The organism is Xanthomonas fragariae (assembly GCF_900183975.1).
Lineage (GTDB): Bacteria > Pseudomonadota > Gammaproteobacteria > Xanthomonadales > Xanthomonadaceae > Xanthomonas > Xanthomonas fragariae.
The window spans coordinates 1,046,951-1,062,532 of sequence record NZ_LT853882.1; the positions used below are offsets into that span (position 1 = coordinate 1,046,951).

The following is a 15,582-nucleotide window of genomic DNA, read 5'->3' on the forward strand; positions in this document are numbered from 1 at the left end:
TCTCTGCGTTGTCGTACGCAGAACATCTCCCTATCTATACGAGCAGGATGCTGGTTGGTGCTTGGCCTCAAGGACTGCAGCATCTCCAACAGCGCCGAGACGGGCAGGGCGCCTCGGATGGCGCTGACGACGGGGTCAGCCTGTTCGGCGCAAGCGGCGATGCGCTGCTGATCCTGGAGTATCAAGAAGAGGCTGAAGATGCATACAGGCATGCCTTGAAGGCGATGCGCGGACATCAGCGGCAATTGCGGTTGCTGTCGTGCCGTAATACCGCCTGGTTGATGCTGAGCCAGCGGCGGCTGAGCGCCGCGTTGAACTGCTTTGCGCAGTTGGCAATGGATCGCGAGACGCCGCCCACCCTCTGCGGCGAAAGCCTGTTGGGCAAGGCGCTGACTCACTTCCACCTGGGCCAGAGCACGCTCGCGTTGCAGACCTTGGAGCGTGCCAACGAAGTTCTGGCCGAATTGGAGAGCGGTGCCGCCGACTGGCTGCGGATCGCTACGGCACTGCGCCTGGACATGATTGCGCAGCTGCGCATCCGCCGCGCTGACCGCATGAGCGACCACGTGTTCTGGCAGGCCACGCTGCGCCAGGAAGATGCAGCGCATGCGTTCGAGCCCAACGAGCTGCGCGCCTGTATCGCCGATCTGGCCGAGAGCATGCCGGTGGTTGCACAGCGCATGCGGCACGTGCGCAATCTGCTGCGGATTGCCGGTGGCGATACCTTCGGGTTCGATGCGCAGATCGATGCGCTGCCAGCCGCGGCGACCGGCTGCCCGCCGTGCGCCCGACAGGACGCGCAGGTGGAACTGGCGCTCGCCGCGTTGGCGGTGGGACGTGCCGATCTGGCCGAGCGCGCCCTGGCCGGTGCCGGCCGGCATCATGCGCCGCGCTGGAATCTGGAATTCGAGTATTGCCAGGCCAAGATCAGCCAGGCGATGGGGCGTACCGAACAGGCGCTGTTGCTCTACAACCGTTATGCGCTGGGCGCCGTGCAGTGTCTGCGCAGCGAGGTGCAGGCGCCGCGCCTGCTGGAAAGCGGCACTCCTGCGCATGTCAGCGACGACATTTCCGCACGGTTGCCGGCCAAGTACCGGCGTGCTTACAGCTACATGATCACCAACGCGCACCGCTCGGATCTTTCGATCAATGAAGTGGCCGCGCAGATCGGGGTCACTGGGCGCGCGTTGCAGCAGGCGTTCAAGTCCGCTACCGGGCTGTCGCCGACCCAGGTGCTGCGCCGTTACCGGATGCAGAGCATCCGCGACGAGCTGCTGGCCGAAGGCGGCTGCGGCAGCGTGTTGCAGGCGGCCAGCCGTTGGGGCGTGGGGAGCCGCTCGGCGCTGGCCAAGGGTTACCGCCAACACTTTAATGAGGCGCCGATGGAAACCCTGCAGCGCTAGCCGTCTCGCGCCACGGCCCCGCGGTGACGTGGTCGTGGCGTGTCGTTTTCAGTGAAGTGACGCAGCCGTCGTCGGCTGCCGGCAGCGTAGGGCGGGACTCCAAGAGTGCGACGTGCGTGCGAGGTGGCTTGCGGCTATCCTCTTCGGCCCGCACTGCCGCCCGGAAGGCGCGGCTGAAGACCGGCGTGGCCGCCGAGGAAACGACGACCGATCATGCAAGAGCGCATCCCCTGGGCCGCGGATGCTTAGCAGGTCCGCCGCGCAGGCGTCGATCTCAATGGACTGATGTCCGCCCTCAGTAAACATCTGTAACCCACACCGGTAGTCGCGTTGCGCGAGCTGTTGCAGAACGCGCACGACTCGATCCTGCGTCGCCGCCTGGAGCAACCCGATTGGCAGGGCGAATCGCGCATCGAAGTGCACGCAGACCCCGTGCAAGAATACGATGGACGGTTACAACGACCGTAATGCGCGCCTGCACCTGCAGTTACTGTTGAAGCCCAACGATGCGTTCTCGCTGCTGGGCTCTGTGCATACGCGCGATTACGATGGCACCTCCACCTTGTTCCTGCGCAATACGGTCACGCGCGGCAGCGACAAGGTGGACGTCGCGCGACCGCGTGGCCTACGATGAGGCGCATGACAACCCGCAGGCGTATCAGACCGACGGCGGCTCGATCAATGCGATCTACGACTTCGGCGGCGTGTCGCGGACCTCCATCACCGCCTACGAAACCACCTCCGGCTACAGCCGTGGCGATACCGATGGTGGCGCGGCGGCCAATGCCCCGGTCAATGGTGTGCCGAATGGCTTTGGCCAGTCGATGGGCCGGAACCGCGACCTGGACCAGTACACGCAGGAACTGCGCCTGGTCAGCGAAGGCGACGATGCACTGCAATGGCAGGTGGGCGCATTCTACTTCGATGCGCCGCGACACCACCGATTTCTATCAGCGTGCGTATTTCCTGCAGACCGCCGCGCGCAATCCGAACAACTGGGTGCGCCTGCGCAACACCGATACCTCGTGGGCCGGCTTCGGGCAGTTCAGCTATAAGGCCACCGATGCGCTCACGCTGACCGCCGGCATCAGCCAGACCAAGGACACCAAGGAAACCCGTCTGCTCAAGACCGCCGACACCGCCGATGGTGCGGTGACCTATCGCGGCCGCCGCGAAGTGCGCATGTCCGACACCCAGCCCAGTTGGGATCTCAGCGCGATGTAAGAAATCAATCCCGAGCTGAGCGTGTATGCACGCGTGGCGCGTGGCTTCCGCGGCCCGACCATCCAGGGCCGCAGCGCGGTATTCAATTCGGATTTCACCACCGCCGATTCGGAAACCATCCTGTCATGGGAAGCCGGCATCAAGAGCAGCCTGTTCGACAATCGCCTGCGCCTGAATGTCAGTGGCTTCACCTACACGGTCGATGACATCCAGCTCAACGGCAACGATTCGGACGGCAACGGCGTACTGTTCAATGCCGACAAGGCCAAGGCCAAGGCCTACGACATGGAGGCCGATCTGGATTGGTGCCCGATCTCCAATCTGTCGCTAACCGCCGGCCTCAGCCTGTTGCACAGCCAAATCCATGACGATCGCATCTATGCGCAGGCCTGCGCGCTCAATGGCGTGGTGGTGTGCACGGTCAACGACCCCAGCATCCGCCTCGGTGCCAACACCTTTGCGTAGATTGACGGCAACCCGCTGCCCAACGCACCCAAGTACAACCTCAATCTGGCGCCGCGTTACGACCTCCCTGTTGGTACCGACGACGGTGCGTTCTTCATCTCCACCGATTGGAACAAGCAGGGCCAAACCAGCTTCGTGCTGTACGACTCCACCGAGTTTCGCGCAAACGGCAATTTCGAAGGTGGCCTCGAACTCGTTTACACCGGCGGCTATGGTGCGTGGGAAGTGCCGGCATTCGCACGCAACATCGCCAACCAGAAGAACGTCAAGGGCACGATCGAAAACTACATGGCGGCGGTCTACAACGAACCGCGCGTTATGGGCGTGTCGGTCAAAGTCAACTGGCAGTAAGCGGCTGCATCACTGCGGAGTGCGCGTCGTAGCGATGGTCGCATGGTTGGTCTGAGCCAGCTGCGTGGTTGTGGCAGTTGCCGCACTTGGGCCGATCGTATAGGCGCGTCTGCTCGACACGATTCATCGCAGCGTAGCTTGGGCAGGCGAGCAGCAGCGGTGCGTCGGTCATGCGGCGGTGATCGCACAACATCCGCGGGATAACGCGACTTGGCATTGCTGTGACGATATTCGAGTGCTGCGCTTACGCCGCCAGATGATGGCGTCGCAGCCTCGCTTCGAACACCACATCGCCGTCTTCGTTGCATGCCTGCAGTGTGCCGCAGTGCGCCTTGACGAAGTGGTCCGTCTTGGGTGCGTCGTTCGGCAACGCGGCGCCGCTGATCAAGCGCAGGCGCTCGCCGTCGATGCGATATAGCGCGCCCACCTGCGCATCCAGCGTGTCGCACAGTGCGCACACCGCGGCATCGGCCAGATCTTCCGGGATTTGATCGCCACGCAGACTGGTATCGATGGCGTTTTCCGCCTGCTGCAGCCACAGCGCAAACTCTGCCTGGAGACGCGCGCTGACCGCCTGCGTCACCGCTAGCGCCACACCGCCAGAAACCACACGTCGCCAATACTGCGATTAACCGAGTAGAAACTCGAATTGGTGCTCGGCGGTGCAAGATGAAATCCAATCGCCAGCAGTACGCAAGGCAGCGCGCCCACCACCATCGGTCCTTGCGGACGATTTTGAAAGACTGTCGCGCCCACCGTCACGAACTAGGTCAACCACACCTCATAGCGGCGTAGGGTGACCAATTCCGTCCCCAGGGTGCCAGCCATCAAGGCCCCTGCGATGACCCGGATTCAGCGGCCGCGTGCGTTCGAGATGTTCTGCATAAGGTGCGCGGGCCGAACCTAGAGTGGCTAACAAAACGTGGCGAGCAGTCGCCAGGTGAGTGTGGACGACGTGGAGGAACCGCAGTGTACGCGTGGTACATGCCGATTCCGATCACCGGCCGCGCCCGCCTGGCGGTGAGCGCAGTAGTTTTGTGAGCCGCTCTAAGAGCCTGTTCACGATCTTTTGAGTAGAAGCGCCAAGAAGGCCAGATGGATGAACTGCAAGCTGGTGTTGAGTTTGCGCTCGCAGTTCTTCCACAGCCTTCGGTTTTTCTCCAGCCAGGCAAAACTGCGCTCGACGATCCAGCGCTTGGGCATGACCTTGAAGGTGTGCAGTTCGCTGCGCTTGGCAATCTGCACCGTGAGCTGCTCGCCTAGAATCTCTCGTACGCCTTCGGCAAACGGTACTCCGGTGTAACCACTGTCGCACAGCAGGCTTTGTACATGCGTCAAGTTTGACTGACAGCGCTCCAGCGCCCGCAGCGCACCTTTGCGGTCGGTCACCTCCGCCGTCGTCACCGCGATGGCATAGGGCACCCTGGGTATCAACAGCGATATGCCGCTTGATGCCCGACACCTTTTTGCCCGCGTCATATCCCTTTTGCCCGGCTGTGTCCGTGTTCTTGACGCTCTGCGCGTCCACGATCAAGAACCTGCTGAAGATGTTGCGCTCCTGTTTCTGGCGGGCCACGCCAACCTGATTTTTTGAGCGCCCGCTCCAGCAGGCTCACTCCTTCATCGTCGCACTCGCCCCACTTGGCAAAGTACGAGTGCACGGTCCGCCACTTCGGAAAGTCGCTGGGTAGCGCTCGCCATTGGCAACCGGTTCGCAGCACGTACAACACTGCGCACCACACCTCATACATATCCACTCGGCGTGGCTTGGTGCGCTTGCGCGCTTGTTCCAGGATCGGGAGGATGTGTTCGAAACGCTCCCGGCTCATGTCGCTCGGATAGGTTTTTTGGCGCATCCGCAGAGTCTGCACCAATCAGGAAAGATCGTGAACAGGTTCTTAGAGGGCGGTCATGGTAGCCGATAAGATTCACGCAAAAATCGCCGGGATTTTTGATGATTTTCCGGCTGGGTTGGCTTCCACGTTGCCTTCACGCACCCGTCACTATGGTCGCGCGCTTTCAAGGGGAAAACATCGCGCGATGGATGCGGAAACTGCCGTCGACAGTGCAGGGCCGTTTTCTTACGACAGCCGGCAGTGTCAGCTGTTGGTGCAGAGCGTGGCCGATTACGCGCTCTGTCTGCTCGATACGGTCGGTTATGTGCGTAGCTGGAACCCGGGCAGCGAACGCATCAAGGGTTACAGCGCAGGCGAAGTGTTAGGCGTGCATTTTTCGCGCTTTTATCTTTCCGAGGATGTGCAACGCGACGAGCCGACCCACAACCTGGAAATCGCCGCACGCGAAGGGCGCTTTGCTGCCGAAGGCTGGCGCGTGCGTAAGGACGGCAGCCGTTTTTGGGCCAGCGTGGTGATCGAGCCGGTGCTGGAACTCGGTATGCTGGTCGGCTTTGCCATGGTCACCCGCGACGTGACCGAGCGGCATGAAGCGCAGCGTCTGCTGCAACAGGCGCAGCATGCGTTCCTGGGCTCGCAGAAAGTTGAAGCGCTAGGCAAGTTGACGCTGGGTGTAGCGCACGATTTCAACAACCTGTTGACGGTAATGGTGACCAGCCTGGATCTGATCGCGCTGCGCAGCGGCGATGATGCGCGTACCCGCATGTTGATAAACGCGGCGCAAACCGCGGTGGATCGCGGCACCTTGCTGACGCGCCAACTTCTGGCCTTTGCGCGTGGGCAGCGGCTGGTCCCAGAGCGTCATGCCGCTAATGACGTGTTGGCAGGTTCGCTGGAACTGCTGCTGCGGCGCGCGTGCCCGGCCGGCGTCGGCCTGTCGTTGGAATTCGCCGAAGCATTGCCGGACGTGTGCATAGACCCCGGTCAGCTGGAAGCGGCATTGCTCAATTTGATTTTCAACAGCTGCGATGCCATGCCTACGGGCGGTGCCATCGTCGTGGCGACCGCCGCAACGCTGCGCGTTGCGTTGTCTGATCCGCACGGCCCACAGCGCCGCTACGTCAGTATTGCAGTGCGCGACAACGGCCGTGGTATGTCCGCGCCTGTCGCGCAACGCGCCAGCGAACCGTTTTTCACCACCAAAGATGTGGGCAAGGGCTCCGGCCTGGGATTGAGCCAGGTGTTCGGCTTTGCGTCCCAATCCGGCGGTTTTGTCGAGCTTGAGACCGCACCCGAACGCGGCACCACCGTTACCCTGTATCTTCCGGCCATCGAGGAGGCCGAGCATGGCTGAAACCCTGCGCCTGCTGATGGTTGAAGATCAAGAAGAACTGCGCGAATTGATCAGCGAGGCGCTGCGCGATGCAGGCATCACCGTCGATACCGCCGACGATGGCCAAAGCGCGTTGCGTATGCTGCGCGAGAACGGCCCGTACGATGTGGTGTTCAGCGACATCCGCATGCCCAACGGCATGTCGGGCATCGAATTGAGCGAGCAGGTGGCGCAGCTGCTGCCGCAAGCACGCGTCATTCTGGCATCCGGATTTGCGAAGACGGAACTGCCGCCGCTACCGGCGCAGGTCGATTTTCTGCCCAAGCCCTATCGCTTGCGTCAGCTCATCGACATACTGAAAGGCGCTGCAGCCAACGCGTAAACGTTGCTTTTTGTTTTCAGGTGGATGCGTGCGCTTTCAATGCCGCTGGCCTGCATTCGCTCACAGCTCAGCGTTTTGGGCACGAAAACGGTTTGCCGGTCTACAACACGCTAAAAAGCGTCATCGCCTATCAAGTGGTCGTCGAGGTGTTCAACGACGGCATCCAGCAGAATATCCACCGGCTGGACGCGTTCCGACGCGAAGAGCTGGGTGCGGTGCTGAAGGAGGCCAGCACCCTCCTCAAGGAACTATTGCAAGGTAAAGCCTTGCTGGCCAGTCAGCTGGATGCGGGTTTGCCGCGTTATGCGCAACCCTCGGTGCATGCCTTCGTGGATCGGCTGCAATGCGGCGACACGGCACAAATGCTCTGACCGCAGGTCAGCCGCAGCCGATGCTCGCGGCCAAACAACATGCATCCACGGATGGCCCAAGCGGTGCACGGCGCGACCGAGCACGCGCAGCAGCTCCTTCAGCGCAAACACGCCGCCGCCAGCGTGGCATCGCGCTCGTGGGACAGTCTTACCTGCAGCGCGGCGAGTTGCAACCGCTGTTCGTACCGGATGCGAGCGACACCACCTAGGCCGCACCGGAGCCATTGCGTCTCTACCTCTGCGTCGCTTCACTCCGAAATGCGTGCTTTCATGGACCACGTGCTCGAAGGCCTGCCAGCGGAGTGGCACATCGCTCAGCCAGCGCTGCCGTCTGTGCCAGCTTAGAGTGGCTAACAAAACGTAGCGAGCAGTCGCCAGGTGGGCGCGGAGGGTGCGAAGCAACCGCAGGGTACGCGTGGTACATGCCGATTCCGAGCACCGGCCGCGCCCGCCTGGCGGTGAACGCAGTCGTTTTGTTGGCCGCTCTTAGCCGGGCTCTCGAAACTGCAAGGTTGTGCAGCCATGCACGCCATCGCTCACTCCAACTTGAGCATCACGATCGAGCGCGCTGGCAGCGCCACCGCAACGCAGTGTCGTCGCGCCACAGCCCACTTCCCGGACGGGTTGGTGGTCAGCGGCACGTAGCATTCGCCACGCTGCTTGCCTTGGCGCCAGCCAGGTCGGCGCCATGCCGCACCGGCTCCGCACCGCTGACCACCAACCTATCTCATCCCAAAGTGAGCAACACGCTCTAGGGTCAGCCCTCGCGGAGCAGGTACAGTGCACCGTGCGGGGCAGGCGCTGCCGCGCAGCCGGCGTTGGGGCAAGGATGAAGATGCAGAACGTGTTGTTGTCGTTGTTCGCTGGGTTAGTGCTGCTGATCGGCGCGGATGCAGCGGCGGTGAACCAGATCGAGACCCCGCGCATGCGCCGGTTCGGGCCAGCTGAAGGTTTGCCCTCGCGGATGGTGCTGGCATTGGCGCAGGATCGGCAGGGCTATGTGTGGGCGGCGACCAGCGATGGCCTGGCGCGCTACGACGGCATCGGCTTGCAGGTGTGGCAGCACGATCCGCATAACGCGAGCTCGATCCCGGGCAACGAACTGGAAACGCTCCTCGTCGATGATCGCGACAGGGTCTGGATCGGCGCCAACGGCTCGCCACTAAGCATGTTGGATGCAGAGCGCGAGGTGTTTGCGACCTTTCCCGACGTCGGCGAAGCATGTGCGGGGCAGGTCTGGGCGTTAGCGCAGGCGCAGGGCGCGATCTGGTTGGGGACCAGCAGCGCAGGTTTGTGCCGACGCGAAGAAAACGGGAGGGTGACTGTGTTCCGTGCCACGCCCAATGCGCCGGATGGTCTGCCCAGCGACACGATCATGAGCATGCTGACCGACGCGCGTGGCCGGCTGTGGATCGGCACCGCCAGCGGCTTGGTGATGCGCGATGGCGAGCGCTTCGTGCGCATTGCGCCGGACCGGCTGAGCGCTACAGTCTTCAAGTTGAGCAAGGATCCGGACGGCACGCTGTGGGTGGGCAGCAGCAAGGGGCTCTACCGCGTGACGCCGGCAGGTGTGTTGGAGCCGGCGCCGTGGACTGGAGCGGCCACCTTGCGTGCTGCCAGCGTAGTGCACGATGTGCACGGCGGTTACTGGATCGGCGCGGCCGATGGCTTTTTTCGAGTTGCGCCTGGGGAAACCGCGCTGCGGGTGATGGAAGGCGATCGTGGCAGCGGCTTTCTTACCGCCCATAGCGGTGTGCTCGACGTGATGCAGGACCGGCAGGGCGCGCTATGGCTTGGGCTGATTTCGCAAGGTGTCGCCTATTTGCCGCCGGATTGGCGGCGCTTCTCCACGATTTTTGAAACCCAGGGCAAGCCACTGGAGAGCCTGTACCTAGTGAACGCTGCCGCCGATGGCGACAGTTTTCTGGTAACGACCGGCGAAGGGGTCTATCGGATCGGCGACCAGGGCGATGTGGTGCCAGTACTGCACAGCGACGTGTTGGGCGGCGGCACCGTGCAGTCGGTGCTGCCGGCCGGTGATGGCAGCCTATGGATTGCGCTGCGTGATGGCATCACACGCTACACCCCGGCAACCGGGGAGAAACGCAAACTTGCGATGGAGATCGACACCTCCGACATGCACCGGGTTGAGCTGATGACGCCGGGCATCGATGGGGAGTTCTGGATATCGATTGTGGAAGGAGGCGTACAGCGGCGTGCGGCAGATGGACGCATGCTGGGGACGTACCGCTTCGGCACCGACCTCAGTGAAGTCGGCGGCATGGCGCAGCAACTGGTGATACGCCCTGATGGCGATGCCTGGGTGGCAGCCGGCGACGGACTCTGGGTATGGCAGGGGGAGAAGTTTCGCAAGGTGATCGGTGGAGGTGAGGTCTATGCGCTTGCCTTCGTATCGCCACACGAGTTCTGGGCGGGCCGCTCCGGCGCACTGGAGCGTTACAGCTGGGATAGTCAGCGCGCGCGCTTGCTGGAGCGGGTCGGGCGCGAGCAAGGTCTGCCGTCTACCGAGATACGCGGCCTTGCGCTGGGCGGCGCAGACACGGTGTGGGCGACCACCTCGCGCGGCCTGTTCGCCTATAAACGTGGCCAGTCGCAGGTACGGATGTTCGGTCAGCGCGATGGCCTGCCGGACAGCGAATTTTCGATGCGCCCACCGGTCACCGGCCCCAGTGGTCAGGTGTTGGCGCTGACCACTAGCAGCATCGTGCTATTGGATCCATCGCGGCCGTTTTCCCCGGCACCGTCGGCACCTTTGGTGATCGAGTCGATGCAGGTACGTCGCAACGATGCCGAGCGCTCGCAGCCGATTCCGCACAAGGGCCCGGTGGTCTTGCAGGCGCGCGATCGCGATCTACGCATCAGTGCGCGATTGCTGTCGTTCGTCGATCCCGCCTCTGCGCACTACCGCTACCGCGTAGATGGCTACGACGAGCGTTGGGTGGAGCAGGGCGCCAGCGGCGAACGTGTGATCTCGCGCCTGCCGCCCGGCGACTACCGCATCGGAGTGCAGGCGCGTGCCGGCGATGGCGATTGGGTCGCCGCGCCGACGCTGCAATTGGAAGTGCGCCCACCGTGGTGGTTGAGCACACCGGCGCAACTGGTCGCCGCATTGCTCTGCGTGCTGCTGTTGTGCCTTGGGATCTGGGCCTGGCGACGACGTGTGCGGCGTCAACAAGCCTGGGTCTTGGCGCAGCAAAGCCAGCAGCTTGCCGAGCAGGCGTCGATTGCCAAGTCGCATTTCCTGGCAACACTGGGGCACGAAGTGCGCACGCCGATGACCGGTGTGTTGGGCATGAGCGAATTGCTGTTGGCTACGCCACTGAATGCCAAGCAGCGGGGGCACGTCGATGCGATCCGTAACGCTGGTACGCATCTGTTGCGGCTGGTCAACGATGCGCTGGATCTGGCCCGGATCGAGGCCGGCAAACTGGAGTTGGTGCAGCAGCCGTTCGACCCATCGCAGCTTGCTCAGGAGCTGGCCGATTTCATGCATCCCATCGCCGAAGCGCGCGGCTTGCGTTTCCACTACCGCAATCAACTGCCTGCCCATCTGGTGGTGCTGGGCGATGCCACGCGGGTGTGCCAGATCTTGATCAATCTGCTTGGCAACGCGATCAAATTTGCCGAACGCGGCGAGGTCGCGCTCTTGATCAGTCAGCATGGCGACAACCTCCGCTTCAAAGTGCGCGATTCGGGGCCCGGTATCGGGCCGGAGCAGCAGAAACGCTTGTTTCAGCGCTTCGAACAGGGCGAAGGCGCGCGCACCAGTTCGCGCTACCGCGGCAGCGGTTTGGGGCTGGCGATCTGCCAGGAGCTCACCGTGGCGATGAATGGCAAGATTCGCGTGCGTAGCCGGCTTGGCATGGGCACTCAATTCACCGTGGACCTACCGTTGCCGCTCGACCGCTCCGGCGTGCGCATCGCCAGTGGGCAGGTACAGACGTTGGCGGGCGAGTCGCTTCGCATTTTGTTGGTGGAAGACGACCCCACCGTGGCCGAAGTGATCTGCGGCCTGCTGATCGGTCGCGGCCATCGCGTGGTGCACGCCGCGAATGGGTTGGCGGCGTTGTCGGAAGCCGTAGATGGCGGTTTCGACGTGGCCCTGCTGGATCTGGATCTACCGGGCTTGGACGGGTTCGCACTGGCATCGCAGCTGCGCCAGCTTGGCCACGCGTTCCTGCTACTTGCAGTTACCGCACGTACCGATGGCAGCGCCGAGACGCAAGCGCAGGCTGCAGGCTTTGATGGATTCCTGCGCAAGCCGGTGACGGCTGATTTGCTGGTACAGGCGATCGCGGCCGCGCGGGTACGCGCTGACACGCAGCCGATACCCTTGCATGGGTGAGGGCGCTGGTTGATGGTCGACCATCTTCGGCCAACGCTGGCGCCGTGCCTTGAAGTAACGCGCGCACGCGATGGCTGTCCAATGCGCTCGATCGCCAAGATCGCAGCCGCACGTGTTGCCAGCACCGTGCGCGGTCCGCACTATGCGTCCAAAGGAAACAAGAACGCATGCTTCAACCCAAATGCCTCGCCCCACGCGTGCTGGCGACCACTGTAATCGCGCGTTGCATATTGCTGGTGTGCCTGGTCATGCTGTGCGGTTGGCCAACGTTGGTGCTGGGCGGTGTGCCGGTGTTGCCGCAGCCGCGCCAGTTGACGGTGGCCGATGGGCTGCCGTCCAACATGGTGTACGGGTTGGATGAGGACGAAAACGGCTATCTGTGGTTGGCCAGCAGCGATGGGCTGGCACGCTACGACGGCCGCAATTACCGCATCTGGCGCATCGAAGAGGGACTACGCGACAACCAGGTCTGGGCCGTCCATGTCGACAAGCGTAACCGCGTCTGGATCGGAACCGGCATGGCTGGTCTGGCCATGCTGGATACCGCGCGTCACACCTTCACGTTTTACGATGGCGCCCGCTACCCGCAGCTGCGTGGGGCTGCGATTTGGAACATCACATCCACCGAAGACGGCAGCATCTGGTTCGGTACCGAAATCAACGGCCTGTATCGGTTGCGACCGGATGGGTCTTTGGATCATTTCACCCACCGTGCCGACGATCCGCACAGCCTGCCCAACGATGCCATCTACCGACTCGACGTCGACGCAGAAGACACCTTGTGGGTCGGCACCGCCGATGGCGCCGCGCATTGGACCGGCAAGGATTTCGAACGGCAGGTCTTTCCGGACGGTACTGCGCAAATCATTACCCGGCTCACTGCAGATCACGATGGCAGTGTGTGGATCGGCACCAGCGACGACAAGCTGTTCCGGCGTGATCCTAATGGACGCCTGAGTCCGCATTCGTGGAACACGTCTGCGCAATACCCTGTCCTTGGCGTGCTGTTACGCGACCACGATGGCAGTTATTGGCTTGATACATTGGCCGGGCTGGGCCATGCGATCGGCAAGGACGTGCAGAACGTGCCGTTGTACAGCCTCTCGGCGCATGGTCGGATCCGCCCCAACTGGGAGTCCGCCTATCAGGACCGCGAAGGCGGTGTGTGGTTTGCCAGCCCCAACGGAGGACTCTGGCATTTGCCATCGAACTGGCGACGTTTTGCGGTCGTGTTCAACCTGATCGACGATGGTGGCCAGGGCGGAAATCTGGCGACGCAAGCTGCGGCCAAGTCACGCGATGGCCGGTTGTGGCTGGTGGGCACATCCGGCGTGCTCGAGCGTGTCGATCCGGGCATCGGCAAGATCGAGCGAGTGCGATCGACTCTTGGCACGGCGAGTTGGGCCAACAGCGTGCTTGAGGATCGCAAGGGCAGGGTCTGGATTGGTCAATACGCCGAACTGCTGCGCTTCGATCCGGCAAACGGCCAATTGCTAAGCTGGAACGACGGTGCCAGCCGGTCGAGCTCCGCTCATCAGGATGCTGCGTTGGATGCCTCGCAGGACAGTTTGCAGCAGACCGGCGACCGACACATATGGATCAACACCGCAGTAGGGTTGCAGGAGCGCGACGAGGAGGGGCATGTGATACGGGCCGTGCTGCGTGGCAGTCACGGACTGGATCGCGATCAGGTCGTGCATGAACTGCAGACCGGCCCGGAAGGAAACCTGTGGCTGGCGACCAATCGTGGGGTGCTGCAGTGGAATGCGGACAGCGCGCGCTTCGAACCGATTCCCGGCGCACCCAACGAGCAAATTTTCACTCTTCGCTTCAGCGACAGCCAGGTCGCCTGGTTCGCCGGCCTGGGGAAGCTGCATCGCTATCTATGGAAAAACGGCGTGCTGCAGCATTTGGACACTGTCGGTGCCGAGCAGGAATTCCCTGCATTGGCGCCGAACGGTTTGGTGATCGATCGAGATGGCGTTGCGTGGTTGTCGAGCATGCGCGGATTAATTCGGGTGGATCCTGCGACCCGTGGCGTGCGTGTGTATGGAGTGCACGACGGCTTACCTGATCCGCAGTTCGTGCCGCGGTCTTTGGTGCAGTCGGCTAAAGGTTTGATCGTCGGAGCAACGCCGGACGGTCTGGTGATTTTCGATCCGGCCGAACTAAAACCCAACGACCGCCGTGTACCGCTGGTGATCGAACAGGTGGGGCTGCGCCGCGGCGAGCGCGGGCTGGACCTCAGCCATGTCGAGCCGCTGGTGGTTGAGGACGGCGATCGCGATTTACATTTCGTTGCGCGCCTGCTCAGCTTTGCCGACTCCGAATCCAACGGTTACCGCTTCCGCCTCAGCGGTTACGACCCGGACTGGATCGACGTTGGGCCCAGTGGCGAGCGGCTGTTTTCGCGTCTGCCAGCAGGTCGTTACACGTTGGAAGTGCAGGGCCGTACCGGCGACGGCATCTGGTCGGCGACCCAGACGCTGCGCTTTCAGGTGCTGCCGCCCTGGTGGCTGGCGCCATGGGGCCTGGTCTTGTTGGGCCTGCTTGCGCTATGCGTCATCGCCGCGGCGGTGTTGTTGTATCGCCGCCGCCTGCGTCGTTTGAATGCCTGGCAATTGGCCGTGCACAAACAGGAACTGGCCGAGCAAGCGTCGCTCGCCAAAACACGTTTCCTGGCCACGCTCGGACACGAAGTGCGCACGCCGATGACTGGTGTGTTGGGCATGAGCGAGTTGTTGCTCAAGACCTCGCTGGACAATAAGCAGCGCAGCTATACCGAATCGATCCGCCGCGCTGGCGCGCATCTGCTGCGGCTGGTCAACGATGCGCTGGACCTGGCGCGGATCGAATCCGGGCGCCTGGAACTGGATCTGGAGCCATTTTCGGTACGCCAACTCATGGCCGAAGTCGAAGCGTTGATGGCACCGCTGGCGCGAGAGCGCGGCTTGCGTTTCAGCCTTGAAGTGGGCCTGCTCGGCGACATCACCGCCAGCGGCGATTCCACCCGCATTCGGCAGATTTTGCTCAATCTGCTCAGCAACGCTATCAAATTTACCGAGCGCGGCGTGGTCGGTTTGAAGTTGACCACGCTCGGTTCCTATCAGGGCTTGCGCTTTGAAGTGGCCGACACCGGGCCGGGCATCAATGCCGAACAAAAGGCGCGACTATTCCAGCGCTTTGAACAAGGCGACGGTGCCAAGACTACTTCGCGCTATGGCGGCAGTGGCCTGGGACTGGCGATTTGTCAGGAACTGGCGATGGCGATGGACGGACATATCGAGGTAATCAGTCGTCTCGGCGCCGGTACGCGTTTTGTGGTGGATCTGCCGCTGCGCTGGGTGGCCTCCAACGCAACGTTTGGCGGCGAAGTGGCGCGTGCCGGCGCGGCGGTTGCACCGCAGCGCATCCTGTTGGTGGAAGACGACCCTACTATCGCTGAGGTCATCCTCGGCCTGCTGCGTTCGCAGGGCCACTCGGTGGTGCATGCCCCGCATGGCTTGGCCGCGTTGACCGAAGCGGCCGACAACATCTTTGACCTGGCCTTGCTGGATCTGGATTTGCCCGGCCTGGATGGATTCGCACTGGCGCGGCAGTTGCGCGTGTTTGGCTACGACATGCCGCTGATTGCGGTGACCGCGCGCTCCGATGAAGCGGCCGAACCCACTGCGCAGGAGGCGGGGTTCGACAGTTTCCTGCGCAAGCCGCTCACTGGCGACATGCTGGCCGACACCATTGCCGATACGTTGCGACGGGCGCGTCCGCGCGAGGATGGTTAGGCTTTGATAACCCGCGAGTGCGGGCGGGCGATGCCGCGCGATCTGCGCTAGG

6 protein-coding genes, 2 other RNA genes and 5 pseudogenes are annotated in these 15,582 nt (G+C 62.8%); 8 read left to right on the forward strand and 5 right to left on the reverse strand.

Annotated elements, in window-relative coordinates:
* Nucleotides 1-47: 47 nt before the first annotated feature.
* The 3 genes and pseudogenes from PD885_RS04770 to PD885_RS04780 form a co-directional block, all read left to right on the forward strand.
* Complete coding sequence (locus PD885_RS04770) at nt 48-1,403, forward strand: helix-turn-helix transcriptional regulator (protein WP_172402147.1); 1,356 nt, start codon at nt 48-50, stop codon at nt 1,401-1,403.
* A gap of 213 nt (nt 1,404-1,616) precedes the next feature.
* Nucleotides 1,617-1,841 (forward strand): annotated as a pseudogene (locus tag PD885_RS04775) (molecular chaperone HtpG); the annotation flags it as partial.
* Nucleotides 1,825-3,443: pseudogene (locus tag PD885_RS04780) on the forward strand (TonB-dependent receptor); the annotation flags it as partial. The pseudogenes PD885_RS04775 and PD885_RS04780, both read left to right, overlap by 17 nt.
* 70 nt (nt 3,444-3,513) lie before the next feature.
* On the opposite strand, the pseudogene PD885_RS04785 reads toward PD885_RS04780, so the two are convergent.
* The 4 genes and pseudogenes from PD885_RS04785 to PD885_RS04800 form a co-directional block, all read right to left on the reverse strand.
* A pseudogene (locus PD885_RS04785) lies at nt 3,514-3,615 on the reverse strand (thiol reductase thioredoxin); the annotation flags it as partial.
* Nucleotides 3,616-3,789: 174 nt separating this feature from the next.
* Nucleotides 3,790-4,271 (reverse strand): annotated as a pseudogene (locus PD885_RS04790) (histidine kinase); the annotation flags it as partial.
* Between the two features lie 82 nt (nt 4,272-4,353).
* A non-coding RNA gene (locus PD885_RS04795) (sX9 sRNA) lies at nt 4,354-4,429 on the reverse strand.
* Between the two features lie 73 nt (nt 4,430-4,502).
* Nucleotides 4,503-5,299: pseudogene (locus PD885_RS04800) on the reverse strand (IS5 family transposase).
* A gap of 184 nt (nt 5,300-5,483) precedes the next feature.
* Between PD885_RS04800 and PD885_RS04805 the strand changes: the two are divergent.
* The 3 genes from PD885_RS04805 (at nt 5,484) to PD885_RS04815 (ending at nt 7,382) form a co-directional block, all read left to right on the forward strand.
* Complete coding sequence (locus PD885_RS04805; RefSeq protein ID WP_002807934.1) at nt 5,484-6,650, forward strand: PAS domain S-box protein; 1,167 nt, start codon at nt 5,484-5,486, stop codon at nt 6,648-6,650.
* Entirely contained in the window at nt 6,643-7,011 is a 369-nt protein-coding gene (locus PD885_RS04810) for a response regulator (RefSeq protein ID WP_002807936.1), read from the forward strand. The genes PD885_RS04805 and PD885_RS04810 overlap by 8 nt, the downstream gene beginning before the upstream one ends.
* Before the next feature lie 92 nt (nt 7,012-7,103).
* The gene (locus PD885_RS04815) at nt 7,104-7,382 is read left to right on the forward strand and encodes a hypothetical protein (protein WP_134656583.1); all 279 of its coding nucleotides are present in this window, start codon (nt 7,104-7,106) and stop codon (nt 7,380-7,382) included.
* A gap of 348 nt (nt 7,383-7,730) precedes the next feature.
* Here PD885_RS04815 and PD885_RS04825 read toward each other — a convergent pair.
* Nucleotides 7,731-7,806, reverse strand: a non-coding RNA gene (locus PD885_RS04825) — sX9 sRNA.
* A 411-nt stretch (nt 7,807-8,217) separates the two neighbouring features.
* Here PD885_RS04825 and PD885_RS04830 point away from each other — a divergent pair.
* Both PD885_RS04830 and PD885_RS04835 read left to right on the forward strand, forming a co-directional pair.
* A complete protein-coding gene (locus PD885_RS04830) occupies nt 8,218-11,748 on the forward strand; it encodes a ligand-binding sensor domain-containing protein (RefSeq protein WP_040762650.1) in 3,531 nt (1,176 codons plus the stop codon).
* Between the two features lie 167 nt (nt 11,749-11,915).
* Nucleotides 11,916-15,530, forward strand: a complete 3,615-nt coding sequence (locus tag PD885_RS04835; protein WP_002807944.1) for a hybrid sensor histidine kinase/response regulator — start codon at nt 11,916-11,918, stop codon at nt 15,528-15,530.
* Nucleotides 15,531-15,582 lie beyond the last annotated feature (52 nt).